The organism is Streptomyces sp. NPDC001903 (genome assembly GCF_042891345.1).
Classification (GTDB): Bacteria; Actinomycetota; Actinomycetes; order Streptomycetales; family Streptomycetaceae; genus Streptomyces.
In genome coordinates this window covers 34,864-51,393 of record NZ_JBIASZ010000026.1, presented here as the reverse complement: position 1 = coordinate 51,393, position 16,530 = coordinate 34,864, and the positions used below count along the sequence as shown (strand labels likewise).

Below are 16,530 nucleotides of genomic sequence, written 5' to 3'. Positions count from 1 at the left end.
CTCAGGGCAGCCCCGGCAGGTCCGCCCCGCGGACCAGCAGCAGCACGACATCGGCCCCGGCGACCGCCATCGTCACCAGGAACGGGACCCTGCTCCGGCCGGTCGGCCGCCCGGCCCCGAGGAGCACCACCGCGGCCGTCGCCGCGAGCAGCCCCCAGCCGTACGGCGGCACCCGCCCCGGCGGTCCGGCGACCAGGGCCACGGCCGAGCCGAGCACCAGGATCCGGCCGACGGCCGCCGAGCCGCGCGCGCCGATCCGGTGCCCCAGCCCCGACACGCCCGTGGCCAGGTCGTCGTCGATGTCGGGCAGCACGTTGGCGAAGTGCGCGCCCGCGCCCAGCAGGGCCGCCGCGGCCGTCAGCCACCACGGCGGCCACGGCGCCCCCGGCAGGCCGAGGGTGACGAAGGCGGGGAGCAGCCCGAAGGCGAGGGCGTACGGGAGCCACGAGAGAGCGGTGCTCTTCAGGCCGAGGTTGTACGCCCAGGCGGCGGCCACCCCGCACAGATGGGCACAGCCGGCGAGCCGCCCGCAGGCCAGCGACAGCGGAACGCACAGCAGCAGGGCGGTGAGCGCCGCGGCCGTCACGGCGGCGGGCCGAACGGCTCCGGAGACCAGGGGTTTGTCGCGTCGGCCGGTCGCCAGGTCCCGGCCGAGGTCCACCCGGTCGTTGCACCAGCCCACCGACAGCTGGCCCGCGGCCACCGCGGCCGCGGTGAGCCCCGCGCCCGGAAGGCCGCGCCCCACGGCCGCGGCCAAGACGGCGGCGAAGAGCGTCACGGCGGCCGCGGGCACCGGATGGCAGGCCCCGAGCAGGCCGGACAGACCGGCCGCGGCGGGCTCGGGCCCTGCGGGCTCCGGGGTCACGGGGGGCGTGGGCAGGGTTCCGCCTGCGGCTTCTGCTCTGGCGCGGGGCACGCGATCACGCTATGCCGCGCCGCGCCCGGTATGCGGCATTCATCACTAAGTGTCAGTTGTTCCCTATGTTGAGCCAATGACGCGTGTCCTGGCCGTGAGCAGTGTGTTCCCGCCCCACCGCTATCGACAGTCCGAGATCGCGACGGCGCTCGCCCGCTTCCTTCCCCCGGGAGCCGACACCGCCCTCCTGCACCGGCTGCACGCCGCGGTGGGCGTCGACTCCCGCCACCTCGCGCTCCCGCTGGAACGCTACGGTCCGTCCAGCGACTTCGGCGCCACGAACGCCCTCTTCCTGGAGAGCGCCGAGGAGCTCGGCCTCCGCGCCGTCGAAGCCGCCCTCGCCGCGGCCCGGCTGACGGCCCGCGAGGTCGACCTGGTCATGTCGACCACGGTCACCGGGCTCGCCACGCCCTCGCTGGAAGCCCGCATCGCCGGCCGGGCCGGCCTGCGCCCCGACGTGAAGCGGCTGCCGCTCTTCGGCCTCGGCTGCGCGGCGGGCGCCGCCGGACTCGGCCACCTCCACGACCATCTGACGGGCCGCCCCGACCACGCGGCCCTGCTGCTGTCCACCGAGCTCTGCTCGCTCACCCTCCAGCCCTCGGACACCTCGGTGGCGAACCTGGTGGCCGGGGCCCTCTTCGGCGACGGGGCCGGAGCCCTGCTCGCGGTGGGCCGCGGCCATCCGCTGCACGGCACGCGGCCGGGCCCCTCGGTGGTGGCCGCGCGCAGCCGCCTCTACCCCGGCACCGAGGGACTCCTCGGCTGGGACATCGGCCACTGGGGCTTCCGGATGGTGCTGGGCCGGGAACTGCCCGCCCTGGTCCGGCTGCACGTGGCCGAGGAGGTCGAGACGTTCCTCGCACGGCACGACCTCAAGCCGCCGGACGTCGACGCGTGGATCGTCCACCCCGGCGGGCCGAAGGTCCTCGACGTGCTCGCGGACGCGCTGGGCCTGCCCGACTCCGCCTTCGCGGCGAGCCGGCGCTCGCTCGCGGACGCGGGCAACCTCTCCTCGGCGTCCGTCCTGCACGTCCTGAACACGATCCAGGCCTCCGGGCCGCCCGCACCGGGCTCCGTCGGGCTGATGATCGCCTTCGGACCGGGCTTCGCCTCCGAACTCGTCCTCCTGCGCTGGTGACCCCATGTCTGTGACGCTGACCCCCTCACTGGAGCCGTACCTGCTCCTCATCGGCCTCGTCGCCCTCGAGCGGCTCGCCGAACTCGCCACGGCCCGCCGCAACACGCGGCGCAGCCTGTCCCGCGGCGCCATCGAGTACGGCCGCGGCCACTACCCCGCCATGGTCGCCCTGCACACCGCACTGCTCCTGGGCTGTGTGGTGGAGCCGCTCTGCGCCGACCGCCCGTTCCTGCCCGCACTGGGCTGGCCCGCCCTCGCCCTCGTGATCGCCGCCCAGGGCCTGCGCTGGTGGTGCATCGCCACCCTCGGCCCGCGCTGGAACACCCGGGTGCTGGTCGTCCCGGGGCTGCCCCTGGTGGCGGCGGGTCCGTACCGGCTGCTGCGCCACCCGAACTACGTCGCCGTCGTCGTCGAGGGCGCGGCGCTGCCGCTGGTGCACACCGCGTGGGTGACGGCGACCGCCTTCACCCTGCTGAACCTCCTGCTGCTCGGCGTACGGATCCGCTGCGAGGAGGACGCCCTCGCACATGCCGCGCCGGTCTACCGCAGCCCCGTACCGGCGGAGGGCAGGGCCCGGTGATCGACCTGCTCGTCGCGGGCGGCGGCCCGGCCGGGCTGGCCACGGCCATCCACGGGGCGCTGGCCGGGATGGAGGTCGTGGTCCTGGAGCCGCGTCCCACCCCGATCGACAAGGCCTGCGGCGAGGGACTGATGCCGGGGGCCGTACGCGGCCTCCGCGAGCTCGGCGTGTCCGTGCCGGGCCGGCCCTTCCACGGGATCCGCTACCTGGACGGGGTGAGCGGCCTGCACGCGGACGGACGGTTCCGCGCCGGACCGGGTCTGGGCACCCGCCGGCCCGTCCTCCAGGCCGCGCTGGCGCGGCGGGCCGAGGAGCTGGGCGTACGGGTGCTCGCGCGGCGCGTCGGCGAGGTCCGCCAGGAAGCGGACCGGGTCGCCGCGGCCGGGCTGACGGCCCGCCACCTGGTCGCGGCGGACGGTCTGCACTCCCCCCTCCGGCGCGCTCTGGGCCTGGCGGCGCCGGCCGCCCCCGGCCGCCCGCCGCGCTACGGGCTGCGCCGCCACTACGCCGTGGAGCCCTGGAGCGACCTCGTCGAAGTCCACTGGTCGGCACGCTGCGAGGCGTACGTGACCCCGCTGGGGCCCGACCGGGTCGGCGTCGCGGTCCTCACCGCCGAACGCGCCCCCTTCGAGGTACAGCTGGCCCGGTTCCCGCTGCTGTGCGCGCGCCTCGCCGGATCCGCCGGCTCGTCGGTGCGGGGCGCCGGACCGCTGCGCCAGCGGGCCCGGGTACGGGTCGCGGGCCGGGTGCTGTTCGTCGGGGACGCCGCGGGGTACGTGGACGCGCTGACCGGCGAGGGGCTGACGCTGGCCGTGACGGCGGCGGGCGAACTCGTGCGCTGCGTGCGGGAGGGCCGGCCGCAGGCGTACGAGCGCGCCTGGCGGGAGCTGTCGCGCAGCTACCGCACGCTGACCGCGTCCTTGCTCTGGGCCCGCCAACAGCCCCGGCTCGCGGGGCGGATCGTCCCGTGGGCGGCCCGGCTGCCCGGGGTGTTCACGCACGGGGTCAACCTGCTCGCGTAGCCGCGCGGCCCCGGGCAGGCATGCCACGGGGGCGGAACCGGGGCACGTGCCGCCGGTCCCGCCCCCGTCGCGCGGTCAGCCGCCGGCGCCCGCCCGGGCTCGGGGCGAGCGGTTCCCGAGCGCCAGACCGGCCAGCACCGCCGCGGCCGCGGCGCAGAACACCGCCGCGACGCCCGCCCAGGCCTGGGAGGCGCTCACCGCACCCTCCAGCGGATCGAAGGCCGCGAGTCCGCCGACCACGTGCAGGGCGACGACGGCGACGGCGGCCACCGCGGCGGCCCGCCACGCTCCGGCCGTGTCGCGCACCGCTGTCAGCGCGCCGAGCCCCAGGCACAGCACGGTGGCGAGGAGCGGCAGGAACGCGGTCGGGGTCGCGGACGACAGTGCCGTCACGTCACTCGGCAGGTGCAGGACCCCGCAGGCCAGCAGGGCCGACGCAACGGGCCAGCGCAGCGGGTGGCGCAGCGGGCCCGAGGGGGCCGGGGCCGCGGCCCGGTTTCCGTTCGGGCCGCGCCCGTACGTGCGGCGGTACTCCTCGAGGGACTCGTACTGCTCGTCCTCGTAGGGGTCGTCGAACGGCTCCTCGGCCGGCGGCTCGGGCCGGCGCGCGTACCGCTTGCCGTCCCGCGGCCTTGGTTCGACGGGGAGGGCGGGGACGGCCGGCGGCCGGGCGGGCCGGCTCGTGCGCGGCGGCTGGGCCGGGTGCACGGACGGGACGACCGGGACGTCCGCGACGTCCGCGACGTCCGGGGCCGGCTGCGGGGACCGGTCGGCCGGACCGGAGGGCACGGGCGGGACGTGCGCGGGCGGGACGGGGTGCGCGGGCTCGGGGCCCTCGGCCTTCGGGGCGGGGTCCGAGGGCGGCTTGCGGTCCTCGTCCGTCCCGAGGATGCCGACCAGCAGGGCCACGTCCTGGACCGGGCGTCCGACGGCGGCTGCCCGCAGCGTCTGGCGGCCGTGGCCCGGGCTCTGGCCGGTCTCCTCGAGGAGGTTCACCAGTTCGGCCACTTCCTCGAGGGGCCGGCAGGTGCCGGCCGTCTCCAGCAGGGTCCGTACCGGCTCGCTCCCCGTCGGGGTCGTCGCGCTGGTGGGGTCGGGGTCGGGGAGCTCGCGGGGGGCGTCGTCCTGCGTCGTCGCCGCGAGCGTGAAGGGGTCGTTCATGGAAAGCTCCGTTCGCCGACGCTCGGGTCTACACATCGCGCGCCGGTCAACGTGCGTCATGGGATGCGCACGCTCGGTCACCATTCAGCGGCACCCCGCTCCGCTGCGCCATTCGGGGCGGGCAAACGGGGGAGCCGTCCACTCGGCCGGCCATCGGATGCGGTGCCCCGAGATGCGCCCGCGCGGCGCTGCTGGTTCGCTGAATCGGGCCTCCTTACCCCCCACACCCGAGGAGTGATCATGAGCGCAGGCGAATCCCGCGGCCGGGTCCGGCAGTTGCGCGAGAAGGCGCAGGAGCTGAACACGGCGGCCGAACGCTCCACCGACCCCGAAGAGCGCCGCAGGCTCCAGGAGAAGGCCCGCCGGCTCCAGGAGCAGAGCGAGAAGGAAGACAAGATCGACGACCGGGGCATGGATCCCATGTAGTCCCGCGCCGGTTCACCCGTCGGCCGGTCGCCGTGCGGCACCGGCCGATGCCGTACGTCGAGTGACGGCTCACAGCTGACGGCTCACAGCTGACGGCTGACAGCCGACAGGCGGCATGACGCCACGCCAGGAGGCGGTGCATGAAGGCTACAGAGGTACTGGCCGATGCGTACGGACGCATCCGCGAGGTGGTGCACGAGGTGGTCGAGGGGCTCTCGGCCGAGGAGTTGAACGCGCGGATCGACCCGAAGGCGAACTCGATCGCGTGGCTGGTGTGGCACCTGACCCGGGTGCAGGACGACCACATGGCGGACGCGTCGGGTCTGGAGCAGGTCTGGACGGCGCAGGAGTGGTTCACCCGGTTCGCCCTGCCGCTGCCCGCCGAGGCCACCGGATACGGGCACACGGCCAAGCAGGTCGGGACGGTCCTGGTCACATCGGACGAGTTGCTGCTGGGGTACTTCGACGCCGTCCACGAGCGGACCGCCGAGTTCGTGCGGGGGCTCTCCGCCGCCGATCTGGACCGCGTGGTCGACACCGGCTGGGACCCGCCGGTCACCCTGGGGGTACGGCTGGTCAGCATCATCGCCGACGACCTCCAGCACGCCGGTCAGGCCGCGTACGTACGGGGCGTCGTGCAGCGCCGATAGCGCCGACGGCGCCCACCCGGTGCGCAGAGGACAGAGACTGGCGACGAAAGGCGGTCGAAGGTGCCCCGTGCCCGCTTCGTACGACGCTGGAGCGCCGCGTGGTGCGCCCTGCTGATGCTCGCCGCCGGGGCCGGGCCGGCGTCCGCGGCGTCCCGCGCGGACCGGCCCGTCGTGGAGACCGACCGGGGGCCGGTACGGGGCACGGCGCACGGCGCGTACCGGACCTTCGAGGGGATCCCGTACGCGGCGCCGCCGACCGGCCCGCTGCGCTGGCGGCTTCCGCAGCCCGCCGCGCGGTGGACGGACGTACGCGACGCCGGGACGCCGGGGGCGCGCTGCGTGCAGCTGCCCGCGGTGGGGCCGGGCGGGCCGAGCGGCTCCGAGGACTGCCTGTACCTGAACGTCACGAGCCCGTCCCCGGGCGGGAACGGACGCCCGGTCATGGTCTGGTTCCACGGCGGCGGCTTCGTCAACGGGGCCGGTGACCTCTACCGGCCGGACCGGTTGGCCGTCCGGGGCGGCGCCGTGGTCGTCACCGTCAACCACCGGCTCGGGATCTTCGGCCTCTTCGGACACCCGGCCCTCGGCGGCGCCCCCGACTTCGCCATCGCCGACCAGCAGGCGGCGCTGCGCTGGGTGCGCTCCAACGCCGCCCGCTTCGGCGGCGATCCGTCCGACGTGGCCCTGTTCGGCGAGTCGGCGGGCGGCCTCGGCATCTGCGCGCACCTGACCTCCCCGGCCTCGGCCGGCCTCTTCCAGCGGGCGATCCTGCAGAGCGGCTCCTGCTCGACCACCATGCCGCCCCGCTCGGTGCTGCCCACACTGGGCCGGTACGAGCCCTTCGTGCCCGAGCAGCGCACCGTCGCGGCCGGGGTCGAGGCGGCGGCCGGGCTCGGCTGCGACCGGCCGGATCCGGACGCCGTACTGGACTGCCTGCGCGGGAAGGACGCGACGGCGCTCGCGACGCCCGAGCTGATGATGCGCTTCTCGCTCGTCTCGTACGGCACCGGCAACCGCGTGCTGCCCGAGGAGCCCCGGCGGGCGCTGGAGGCCGGCCGCTTCCACCGGGTGCCGGTGATCGAGGGCTTCAACCGGGACGAGATGCGGATCTTCCTGGCGCAGAGCCTGGCGGCGTTCCCCATCGCCGACGCGGGCGCCTACCGGGCCCGGCTGGAGCAGTCGTTCGGCGCCGCCGCCGTCCCGGCCGTCGAGGCGCGGTACCCGGTGGCGGCGTACCCGACCCCGGCGCTCGCCTTCGCCGCCCTGCTCTCCGACGCCTCGTTCATCTGCCCGGCGCTGCGGGACGGCCGGGCGATGGCCCGGCACGTGCCGGTGTACGCGTACCGGTTCAGCGACCGGGACGCGCCGAACTTCACCGGCCTGCCGGAGGTGCCGGGCTTCCCGTACGGCGCCTCGCACGGCCTCGAACTGCCCTACTTGTTCACGATGGACGCCGCCCTGACGGCTGCGCAGCGCGCCCTGTCGCAGCGGATGACGGCCGACTGGACCGCGTTCGCCCGCACGGGGCGGCCCCCGGCGTGGCCGCGGTTCGATTCGGCGGGATCCGTGCTGTCGCTGGCGCCGGGCGGTTCACCGGGCGGGATCCACCCGGTGGACGGCCCGGCGGAGCACCACTGCGCGTTCTGGGACGCCCGGTGGCCGTGAGCCCGCCTCACCACGACGAGGTGGCGAGGACCTCCCCCGTGCCGGTGCGGACGGTCACGGTGCCGTGGTCCTGGTACACCTGGCGCCGCCAGGAGACGAAGATGTCCGCGACCCGGCGGCCGTCCTCCCACAGGCCCTTGCCGACGGACCGGGTGGAGAAGGTGACGACCGCCTCTCCGGCGTCCCGGCCCTTGCGCACCCGGGCCTCACCGACGGCCTGCTCGGGAAGGAACTGGTCGGCCTTGGTGCGCCGCTGGGCGTAGTAGGCGTTGAAGTCCCGGGTCATGTCGAACCACCCGGCCCCGCCACAGGGCCCGGCGCCGTTGGTGATGTCCCCGTCGGTCGGCGGACCGGCGTACCCGCCGGTCTCCTGATCGGTGGGCGGACCGGCGTATCCGCCCGTCTCCTGGTCGGTGGGCGGGCCCGCGTAGCCGCCCGTCTCCTGATCAGTGGGCGGGCCCGCGTACCCGCCCGTCTCCTCATCGGTCGGCGGGCCCGCGTACCCGCCCGTCTCCTGATCGGTGGGCGGGCCCGCGTAGCCGCCGCCCGTCTCCTCTTCCGTCGGCGGCTCGGGCGTGCCCGTACCGACGCCGCCCGTGGTCCGGTCGAGACCGCAGGTCTCCTTCACCGGCGCGGCCGGTGCGGGCGGCGCGGCGGCTTCGCCGCCGGCGTGCCGCGTCCCGCATGCCGCCAGCACGGCGCACACGAGTCCCGCCGCCGCCGCTCTCCCGACCGCCCTGGACAACACCGCTGTCCTCGTCGTCATGGTCCTGCTCATGGCCATCCCCCCTTGCCTGGGGGGTGTCCGCAAATCCCGCCTACCCCCCTTCGGGCGCACGGCGCTATTTTGCGGACACCCCCCAGGTAGAGGGGATCGCACCGCCCGCGGTTCCACACGGTGGGCTACGGTGCCGCCATGACCGGCCCAGTCCAGCGCCCCCTCCTCTTCCTCGACGTCGACGGACCGCTCATCCCGTTCGGGGCCACCGCCCACGAGCTGCCGGACGGCTACCCGACGTACGGGGCGGATCCCGACGCGAACCCCCTCCTCGCCAGGCTCGATCCCGCCCTCGGCTCCCGCCTCCTGGCGCTGCCGTGCGAGCTGGTCTGGGCCACGACCTGGATGGCCGACGCGAACGCGTGGGTCGGCCCCCGGATCGGCCTGCCGGAGCTGCCGGTGGTGTCCTGGCCGGACGCGTCCGAGCAGGAGGACGGCCGGAATCGGATCCACTGGAAGACGCCCGCCCTGGTCGCCCACGCCGCGGGCCGCCCGTTCGCCTGGGTGGACGACGAGATCACCCCCGCCGACCGGGCCCTGGTCCGCGCGCACCATCCCGCCCCGGCCCTGCTGCACCGGGTGGATCCCCGCTACGGCCTCACGTCGGCGGACTTCACCGCGCTGGCTGCATGGCTCCGCCGCCACTCGCTCCCCCGGAGGGTCACCGCATGACGCCGCTGCCTCCCCTGCCCGCGCGAGCCACCTGGCACGACACGGGCACGAGCGTCTTCTGCTGGGCCGCCCGGGCCGACGGACGCTGGTGGGTCCTGCGGCTCAACCACTTTCCCGAACATCCCCTCTACACCTTGTTCATCGACGGGCAGGTCGTCGGCGACGTCGATGACGTCCCCGACACCTGGCGGTTGCGGCCCCGCGCCGCGCTTGCGGTGCTGAGCGCGTCGGAACGCGCCGAGGTGCTCGCCCTCATGGCCGGCCTCGGTCCCTACGGAGCCGAGGCCGGCACCCCGTGCGCGGGCGACTGGTGCACCTGCGAGATCCTCACGGACGAGTACGCCGCCCGGCCCGGCGACCCCGCCCCGGACCCGGCCGCGCCGTGACGGTGCGGACACCCCCTATAGGGCGTGTCCGCAAAGTCCCGCCTGCCCCGCGGCGCCCCCTAGGGCGTGTCCGCAAAGTCCCGCCTGCCCCACGGCGCCCGGCACGCGCTCTCGGCGCACCGGACGAAATCCCGAGTACGTCCAGTACACGGGCTTCCGCCCGGCACACCGAGAGCACGCACCGGACGCCGCGGGAGCGCCCTTCGGGCGCACGGCGCTACTTCGCGGACAACCCCTAGGACCAGGACGCCGCCACCAGGGAGCGTTCCGCTGCCGCCAGGTGGGTGGAGGCGGCCAGCCAGGCTGCGGCGTAGGCGTCGGGTGAGGGGTCCTTCAGGCGGCCGAACCGGTCGCGGGGGCGGCGGTCCGCCTCGGCGGCGAGGGCCGTGGCGAGTTCCGCCGCCGTGGTGAAGCCGGCCCGGCGCAGGGGGCCGTACGCGGCCGGCAGCTCCGTGGTGCGGGCCGCCTCGGCGACGGCGCGGCGGCCGCCCGCGACCCCGCTTTCCAGCAGCCTGCGCACCCGCCACAGCGGCGAGTCGGCCAGGATGTCCGGGCCCTCGGCGGCGGACGGCGCGGTGGCGGACGGCGCACCCGACGGGAAGTGGCTGCCCTGGAGCAGGTCGTAGCCGAGATCGGCGCGGCCCAGCCATTCCTCGGGCAGGCGCAGCGTGTACTGCGCGCCGGGGACCGGCCCGACGGCCAGCGGGCGCAGGGTCGCCGCGCGGTCCAGGTCGGGGCGGCCCAGCACCCGGAGCAGCAGCCCCGGATGGGCGGCGATACGGCGCAGGTTGGCCGTGTGCGGCAGCTCCGGATGGGGGTGGGCGGCGCGCAGCCGCAGCAGGGGCGCGTCCGCTCGTACCTCGCGGACCAGGAGGTCCTCCCCCGCCGCGCCGACGACCGCGACCTCGCAGCCGAGCAGGGCGGGCTCGGCCGCGTCCGGGTCCCCGTCCCGTTCGGCGAGCTGCGCGGCCACCGCCTCGGCCGCCGGCCGGGCGAAGAGCGCGGCGGCCGGCTCCCCGGTCCACGGGACTCCGCGCAGCGGGGTCGCCTGGACCCCGCGTCCGGCGCCGAGGCGGCCGTCGGCGGAGACCGTGGCCCCGGCGATACGCAGTCCCCCGCGCGCGAGGCCGGCGTGGTCGAGGGCGGCTCCGCCGAGCGCCACGGAGGCCGTGCCGGCGCCGCGGGCGCGGGCCAGGCCGCCGGGGCGGACGTCGGAGACGGAGTGGCGGGAGCCGTCCGCGGCGAGCAGGTGGGTGACCACTCCCCCGTACCCGGTGGCCGACAGGACCGGCTCCCGGCACAGGCCGTACACCCGCAAGCTGCCGCCGGGCCGGTAGGCCCGGCGGGCGGCGGCGGTCAGCGCGGGGCCGGCCGTACCGGAGGCCAGCAGTCCGGCGGTGTGGAGGAGTTCGCGGAAGGCTCCGGTGAGGTCGGCGAGCCGGTGGCCGCCGCTGCGTTCCCGGGCCGCGCGCAGGCCCCGTACGACCCGCAGGGCGGCGGCCTCGGCGCGGGGCAGCCCGGCGAGGCGTGCGGTGTGGGCGGCCCGCAGCAGCTCGGCCTGGACCACCGCACCGCCGGCCGTGACCCCGGCGGCGAGCGCCTCCGCTGCGGCCCGCCAGAGCGCGACGGCAGCGGCGAGCTGCGCGGCGGTGAGCGCCTCGGGGGCGGGCACGGATCCGGCCACCGGCCCGGCCCCGCCACCGGGCCCGGGCCCGGGCTCGGTGCCCGCTTCGGCCGCGGACGCGGAACGGGCCCCGGGTACGGAGGCGGGGGCGACCCCGGAATCGGCCCCGGAATCGACCCCGGGCGCGGCCTCGGACACGGCCTCGGCCTCGGTTCCGGCCCCGTCCCCGGCCGCCGGATCGGGGTCCTCGTGCGCCGGTCGGTCCGGGTCCGCCAGGGGGGCGGCGCCCAGTGCTGCCGCGCGGTGCAGGCAGCGCGGCGCCAACAGGCAGGTGCAGGTGGCCTGGTCGGCTGCGGTGACCGCACCGCCCGGGCCCGGCCGCAGAGTGACGAGCGCGTCCTCCCCGAAGCGGAGGGTGACGCCCCCGTCCTCCCCGCGGACCGCGCCCGCGGCGCAGCCCTCGATGGCCGCGTCCAGCTTCTTGCGCAGCCGGGCCGTGAGGTTCTCGACGGCCTCGGCGAGGACCTCGGGGGCGACGGGCGGCAGGAGGCCCGCGTTCGGCTCGGTACTCGACTCACTGCTCAACGGGACTCTCCACGGAGGCGGTCGCCCACCCAGCGGGCGAGGGCGAGCGGGCTGAGGGCGGCCACCGGCATGCCGGCCGCGACGAGCTGCCGGGCGACCGGGACCGAGTAGCGGGGCGCGCCCGCGTCGTCGAGCGCGGCGCAGCCCAGCAGATGGGCTCCGGACGCGGCCAGCGCGCGGACTTCCCCGAGGAGTCCGCCGATCGGGGCGCCCTCCTCGAAGTCGCTGACCACGACGACGAGCGTGCGGCTCGGCACGGTGATCAGGGAGCGGGCGTGGGCCAGACCCGCCGCGATGTGCGTACCGCCCCCGACGCGAACCTCCAGCAGCAGCGACAGCGGGTCCTCGACCCGGTCGGTGAGGTCCACGACCTGCGTGGAGAAGGCCAGGAAGTGCGTGGACAGGGTCGGCACTCCGCCCAGGACGGCGGCGGTGAGCGCCGACCAGATGACCGAGGCCTCCATCGAGCCGGAGACGTCGACGACCAGGATCAGCCGCCAGTCGGCCTCCCGGCTGACCCGGGTGCTGAACACGGGCCGTTCCGGCACGACCACGACCCGGCCGTCGCCGAGACGGCGGGTGTGCGCGAGGTTGGCCCGCAGGGTCCGGGCCAGGTCGAGCCGGCCGCCGGGGCGGCGGGTGGGGCGCGGGGTGGCGAGGCCGGAGAGGGCCGGGCGCAGCCGGGTGGCGAGCTCCTTCGCGAGCTCCTCGACCAGCCGTCTGACCAGGGGCCGCAGCCGGGCGAGTCGGGCCTCGGGCATACCGCCGGCCAGCGACAGCACGGAGCTGAGCAGTTCCACCGAGGGGCGGACGGCCGCCGGGTCGAGCTGGCTCAGCACGTCGGCGCGGCCGGCGTCGGCCGCGTCGGCGAGCACCTCCTCGCGTACGTCGGCGCCGAAGAGCGATTCGAGCTCCTGCGACCATTCGCGGGCCGTCGGGAACGAGGCCTCCCGGCCGCCCCCGCCCCCGCTGCCCCGGCCGCCTTCGAGGTCGGCGGAGCCTTCGCCGCGGCCGTTGCCGTACAGCTCGTCGAGGGCGTGGGCGTAGCGCCGGGCGCCGGCGGGGAGCCGGTCGCGCTGGCGGCCGAGCAGCAGGCGCCAGCGGTCGGCGGGGGCCAGCCGGTCGCCGGTCCGCCGCAGGGGCGCGGGTGTCGGCGGTGCGGGCGGTACGGGCGACTGCGGCCCGGGGCCGGGATCGGCACCGGCACCGGCACCGGCACCGGGAGTCGGCGCGCCACCGACCGGCAGCCCCTCGAGGGCCTTGAGCGCGGCGGCGCCGGCGGCGTCCGCGGCGGCCCACAGGGCGAGCAGCGCGGGCGGCGCGTCGAGGGACAGGTCGAGGCGGTCGCCGAGCCGTTCGGTGACGGTGTCCAGCAACCGGTCGCGGGCGGCCGGGGCGAGTACGTCGAAGCCGCCGCGCAGGGCCGGGAGCCGGTCCAGGAACTCCCGGTCGGCGAGGCCGTCGACGCGGTCCAGGACCGGGGTGAGGGCCGCGGCGGAGGACTGGAGCAGCGGTCCGGCCGCGGCCAGGACCCCGCCGAGCCGGCGGGCGAGGGCGCGCCGGGCGTCGGGGGTGGTGGCGCCGTCGATCCACCCGGCGGCCCGGTCGCCGAGACCGGCGGCCGGGTCGAGATCGAGGAGGACCCGTACGGCCAGTGCCGCGCCCTGCATCAACGGCGAGGCGGTGGCGGCCAGTTCCGCGAGGGCGGCGTCCATCCGCAGGCCCAGGTGCAGGGTGGCGGCGCGGTCGGCGAGGGCCACGAGGGCCCGCGCGTCGGCGGGGTCCTCGCTCCCGGCGAGGCCGGGCAGGGAGCGTACGGCGGCTTCGAGGAGCCGGCCGGTGAGCCCGGTCGCGGCGGCGCGGGAGCCGTCGGAGGTACCGGGGAAGTGCCCGCGGGAGAGCCCCTCCAAGAGGTCCAGTGATTCCAGGAGTTCGGGCAGGGTCGCGGTCTGCGGGAGGGTCTCGGCGGCCTCGTCCAGCCGTACGGCGACCAGCTCGGGCAGATCGCACCGCGCGGCCGCGGCCAGGCCGGTGAGGATCTGCGCCGGGGTCGGACCGCCGTCGGCGGCGGCCCGCCGGGCGGTTTCGCGCAGCGTCCCCGCGGCGGCCTGGGCGGCGGTGACCCCGCGGACGCCGGCCAGGTCGAGGCGGGCCGGGACGGAAGGCGTCCAGGTCAGCCGCCACTTGGTGCCGAGGGCGGTGCCGTCTCCGGTGGCGGCCACCGCGAGGGGCTCCCCGTACGCGGCCCCGCAGACGGCCAGCCGCTGGAGCAGGACCTCGCGGCGGCGGTCGAGCGGCGAGCGGAGCGGGTCGAGGCGGATCTCGCGGGGGGCGGGGTCCTCGGGGCCGGGCAGCCGCAGCTCCGCCAGCTCGGCCTCGACGCCGGGGCCGAGTCCGGAGCGCGGGGCGTGCGGGGTGATCCGGCCGCGTCCGGTGCCGACGAGCACGGCCTCCAGCGCGCGGGCCAGCGCCCGCCCCCGGCCGAGCGGTTCGCCCTGGCCGAGCACGGTGGTGACGGCTTCGAGGAGCTCGCCCCGGCCGGGCGCGGGCAGCCCGCGCAGGACGGCCAGATCGCCGGCGAGCCTCAGCGTCTCGGCGGCCTCGCCGGTCCCGGCGGTGTGCCCGGCGCGACGCAGCTCCCGGCAGATGCCGGTGACGGCGACGGACGCGGCATCACGCACCCGCGCGGCGTCCCCGCCCGCCCCCAGCACGGCCTGCTGCCACAGCGGGTCCCGGATGCCGGCGGGGTATCCGGAGCGGGAGTCCAGCAGATCGAAGGAGTAGGGCACGAGGGACGTGACGGCGCCGCCGCCCCCTGTCCCCCCGATCCCGGCGTCGGAAACGCGGCCCCGCGCGGCCGCGGCCGCGGCAGCCGGAGCATCGGCCCGGCCCGCGGCCACGGCCTCCGGCGCCGCGGACCGGGTGGCCGGGACGACGGGCCGCGGGGCGGCCGGCTGCGGGGCGCCGAGCAGTGCCGGGGCGTGGAAGGCTCCGACGAGGGCGGCGACCCTCCGGCCGCCGGAGGCGGCGGCGTTGACGACCTCGCGCATGTGGGCCTCGCGGGCCAGGTCGCTCGCGGGGACCGGGCCGTCCTGGCGCAGGGCCCAGCCCACGCCCAGCGCGGCCCGCCGGACGGCTTCCGGCGGGCATCCGGGGGCCAGCACCTCCACGGCGCGGTCCCACAGGTCGTCGCCGTCGCGCCCGGTGCCGGACGCGCTGAGCGCCTTCGCGTACGAGGCGCGGCTCGCCGGTGCCGGATCCTCGGACGGGGCGGCGGTCCAGCCGGGGTCGGCCAGGGGGAGGTCGCAGCAGCGGACCTCCACCCCGCGCGCCCGCGCCCAGCGGATCGCGGCGAGCTCCGGGGAGAAGTCAGCGAACGGGTAGAACGCGAGCCCGCCTTCGCGGCCCGTGCCCGCCAGGGCCACGGGGGCCACGGTCTCGGGGTCCGCCAAGTGCTCCAGCCACGGCTGGAAGTCGGTCGGCAGCTCGATGCACACCACCTCCGCCTCCGCGGCGTCCAGCAGCGCCGGCACCACGGCCGCCAGTGCGGGGCTGTGGTGCCGTACGCCCAGCAGGTACGGCGTCCGCGCCGCGGCGAGCCCGTCCACGGCGGTCCGCGGATCGGCCCCCGGCGGGCCGGCGGAGCCGGTGCGGTCGGCAGGGGCCGTCATCGGAGGTTCCCGCGGAGGTCCCACAGGCGGCGCCACATCGCCGAGCCGTCTTCGGCGCGGCGGCGGACCGGGCCGTCCCAGTAGCCCAGCAGGCGGCCGTGGTCGGCCGGGTCGTCCTTGCGGACCACGCCGAGCAGGTGCCCCGGCAGCAGGTCCAGCACGTCACCGCCCGGCAGGTACGCCGCGGCCACCCCCAGCGAGGCCGCCACCTGCACGGCCTCGGCAGTGGACATGACCGTACCGGGCCGCTCCACGTCCCAGCCCTCGGCCGAGCGCCCCGACCGCAGGTCCCGGAAGACCGTGACCAGCGCGTCCAGCACCGCGTCGTCCACCGCGAAGGCCGCGCCCGCCCGCTGCACCGCGGCCACCGCCTGGCGGCGGATCAGCGTGGCCTCCGCGTCCGCGTCCGCGATCGGCGCGACCGTCTCGAAGTTGAAGCGCCGCTTGAGGGCGGCGGACATCTCGGAGACCCCGCGGTCCCGCAGGTTGGCGGTGGCGATGACCGTGAACCCGGGGGCCGCGCTGACCACCGCGTCCTCGGTGGCGGTCAGTTCGGGCACGCTCACCCGCCGGTCGGACAGGATCGACACCAGCGCGTCCTGCACCTCGGGCAGGCAGCGGGTGACCTCCTCCACCCGGACCACCCGTCCGGTCCGCATGGCGGAGAGCACCGGGGAGTCCACGAGCGCCTGGGAGGTCGGGCCCTGGGCGAGCAGCAGGGCGTAGTTCCAGCCGTACCGGAAGGCGTCCTCCGTGGTACCGGCCGTGCCCTGCACGGTGAGCGCGCTGGTGCCGCAGACCGCGGCGGCCAGCAGCTCGGACAGCATCGACTTCGCGGTGCCGGGCTCGCCGGTGAGCAGCAGGCCGCGCTCCCCGGCGAGGGTGACGACGCAGCGCTCGACCAGGGCGCGTTCGCCGACGAACTTCGGGGCGATCACCAGCTTGGCCGGGAGTCCGGCGGGGCGGCGCCCCGGAAGGGCCAGTTCGGCGCCCTCGCTGCCGCACACGAAGGTGACGACGGCACGCGGGGTCAGCGCCCAGCCGGGCGGGCGGGGGCCGGTGTCCTGCGCGGCGAGGAAGGCGAGTTCGGCGGCATGGCGCTCCTCGGCGGGCAGGACCTGCCGGGCGGGGCTCTGTACGGGTGTGTCGGTGAGGGTCATGACGTGGTGTGTCCTTCGCGGGGTACGGGTGTACGGGGCGGCCGGGCCGCGGCGCGGCGCGCGCCCTCCCGAGGGAGGGGGCGCCGCGCCGCGGCC

14 protein-coding genes are annotated in these 16,530 nt (G+C 77.1%); 8 read left to right on the top strand and 6 right to left on the bottom strand.

Going from position 1 to position 16,530, the window contains the following annotated elements; genetic code table 11:
* Nucleotide 1: 1 nt before the first annotated feature.
* Complete coding sequence (locus ACFYZS_RS36850) at nucleotides 2–916, bottom strand: UbiA family prenyltransferase (RefSeq protein ID WP_389022784.1); 915 nt, start codon at nucleotides 914–916, stop codon at nucleotides 2–4.
* 76 nt (nucleotides 917–992) lie between these two features.
* On the opposite strand from ACFYZS_RS36850, the gene ACFYZS_RS36845 reads away from it, so the two are divergent.
* From ACFYZS_RS36845 to ACFYZS_RS36835, 3 genes are read left to right on the top strand one after another with little or no spacing between them, the layout of a single operon-like run.
* Nucleotides 993–2,054: a type III polyketide synthase gene (locus ACFYZS_RS36845; protein ID WP_389022781.1), complete on the top strand. Its 1,062-nt coding sequence runs from the start codon at nucleotides 993–995 to the stop codon at nucleotides 2,052–2,054.
* A gap of 4 nt (nucleotides 2,055–2,058) precedes the next feature.
* On the top strand, nucleotides 2,059–2,634 hold the full coding sequence (locus ACFYZS_RS36840; RefSeq protein ID WP_389022778.1) for an isoprenylcysteine carboxyl methyltransferase family protein: 576 nt from the start codon (nucleotides 2,059–2,061) through the stop codon (nucleotides 2,632–2,634).
* Nucleotides 2,631–3,656 (top strand): NAD(P)/FAD-dependent oxidoreductase, encoded by a 1,026-nt coding sequence (locus ACFYZS_RS36835; RefSeq protein ID WP_389022775.1) that lies wholly within the window; start codon nucleotides 2,631–2,633, stop codon nucleotides 3,654–3,656. The genes ACFYZS_RS36840 and ACFYZS_RS36835 overlap by 4 nt, the downstream gene beginning before the upstream one ends.
* Nucleotides 3,657–3,731: 75 nt before the next feature.
* Here ACFYZS_RS36835 and ACFYZS_RS36830 read toward each other — a convergent pair whose 3' ends face one another.
* Nucleotides 3,732–4,817 carry a hypothetical protein gene (locus ACFYZS_RS36830; protein WP_389022772.1) on the bottom strand — a complete coding sequence of 362 codons (1,086 nt, stop codon included), beginning with the start codon at nucleotides 4,815–4,817 and terminating at the stop codon, nucleotides 3,732–3,734.
* A 237-nt stretch (nucleotides 4,818–5,054) separates the two neighbouring features.
* Here ACFYZS_RS36830 and ACFYZS_RS36825 point away from each other — a divergent pair, with 237 nt between their 5' ends.
* The 3 genes from ACFYZS_RS36825 to ACFYZS_RS36815 all read left to right on the top strand — a co-directional run bounded on the left by ACFYZS_RS36825 (nucleotide 5,055) and on the right by ACFYZS_RS36815 (nucleotide 7,558).
* Nucleotides 5,055–5,243, top strand: a complete 189-nt coding sequence (locus tag ACFYZS_RS36825) for a DUF6381 family protein (RefSeq protein WP_372481535.1) — start codon at nucleotides 5,055–5,057, stop codon at nucleotides 5,241–5,243.
* 140 nt (nucleotides 5,244–5,383) lie between these two features.
* The gene (locus ACFYZS_RS36820) at nucleotides 5,384–5,893 is read left to right on the top strand and encodes a DinB family protein (protein ID WP_389022770.1); all 510 of its coding nucleotides are present in this window, start codon (nucleotides 5,384–5,386) and stop codon (nucleotides 5,891–5,893) included.
* 60 nt (nucleotides 5,894–5,953) lie between these two features.
* Entirely contained in the window at nucleotides 5,954–7,558 is a 1,605-nt protein-coding gene (locus tag ACFYZS_RS36815; RefSeq protein WP_389022767.1) for a carboxylesterase/lipase family protein, read from the top strand.
* A gap of 7 nt (nucleotides 7,559–7,565) precedes the next feature.
* Here the strand turns inward: ACFYZS_RS36815 and ACFYZS_RS36810 are convergent, their stop codons facing one another.
* Nucleotides 7,566–8,336 carry a hypothetical protein gene (locus ACFYZS_RS36810; RefSeq protein WP_389022765.1) on the bottom strand — a complete coding sequence of 257 codons (771 nt, stop codon included), beginning with the start codon at nucleotides 8,334–8,336 and terminating at the stop codon, nucleotides 7,566–7,568.
* 138 nt (nucleotides 8,337–8,474) lie between these two features.
* On the opposite strand from ACFYZS_RS36810, the gene ACFYZS_RS36805 reads away from it, so the two are divergent.
* Nucleotides 8,475–9,008 carry an HAD domain-containing protein gene (locus tag ACFYZS_RS36805; protein WP_389022763.1) on the top strand — a complete coding sequence of 178 codons (534 nt, stop codon included), beginning with the start codon at nucleotides 8,475–8,477 and terminating at the stop codon, nucleotides 9,006–9,008.
* On the top strand, nucleotides 9,005–9,394 hold the full coding sequence (locus ACFYZS_RS36800; protein WP_389022760.1) for a hypothetical protein: 390 nt from the start codon (nucleotides 9,005–9,007) through the stop codon (nucleotides 9,392–9,394). Before ACFYZS_RS36805 ends, ACFYZS_RS36800 begins: the two co-directional genes overlap by 4 nt.
* A gap of 235 nt (nucleotides 9,395–9,629) precedes the next feature.
* Here the strand turns inward: ACFYZS_RS36800 and ACFYZS_RS36795 are convergent, their stop codons facing one another.
* Genes ACFYZS_RS36795 through ACFYZS_RS36785 form a run of 3 tightly spaced genes read right to left on the bottom strand, consistent with a single transcriptional unit; the run spans nucleotide 9,630 to nucleotide 16,434 of the window.
* Entirely contained in the window at nucleotides 9,630–11,603 is a 1,974-nt protein-coding gene (locus tag ACFYZS_RS36795; protein ID WP_389022756.1) for a hypothetical protein, read from the bottom strand.
* Nucleotides 11,600–15,274 (bottom strand): DUF5682 family protein, encoded by a 3,675-nt coding sequence (locus ACFYZS_RS36790; protein ID WP_389022753.1) that lies wholly within the window; start codon nucleotides 15,272–15,274, stop codon nucleotides 11,600–11,602. The genes ACFYZS_RS36795 and ACFYZS_RS36790 overlap by 4 nt, the downstream gene beginning before the upstream one ends.
* Nucleotides 15,271–16,434: an AAA family ATPase gene (locus ACFYZS_RS36785; RefSeq protein WP_389022750.1), complete on the bottom strand. Its 1,164-nt coding sequence runs from the start codon at nucleotides 16,432–16,434 to the stop codon at nucleotides 15,271–15,273. Before ACFYZS_RS36785 ends, ACFYZS_RS36790 begins: the two co-directional genes overlap by 4 nt.
* Between the last annotated feature and the right edge of the window lie 96 nt (nucleotides 16,435–16,530).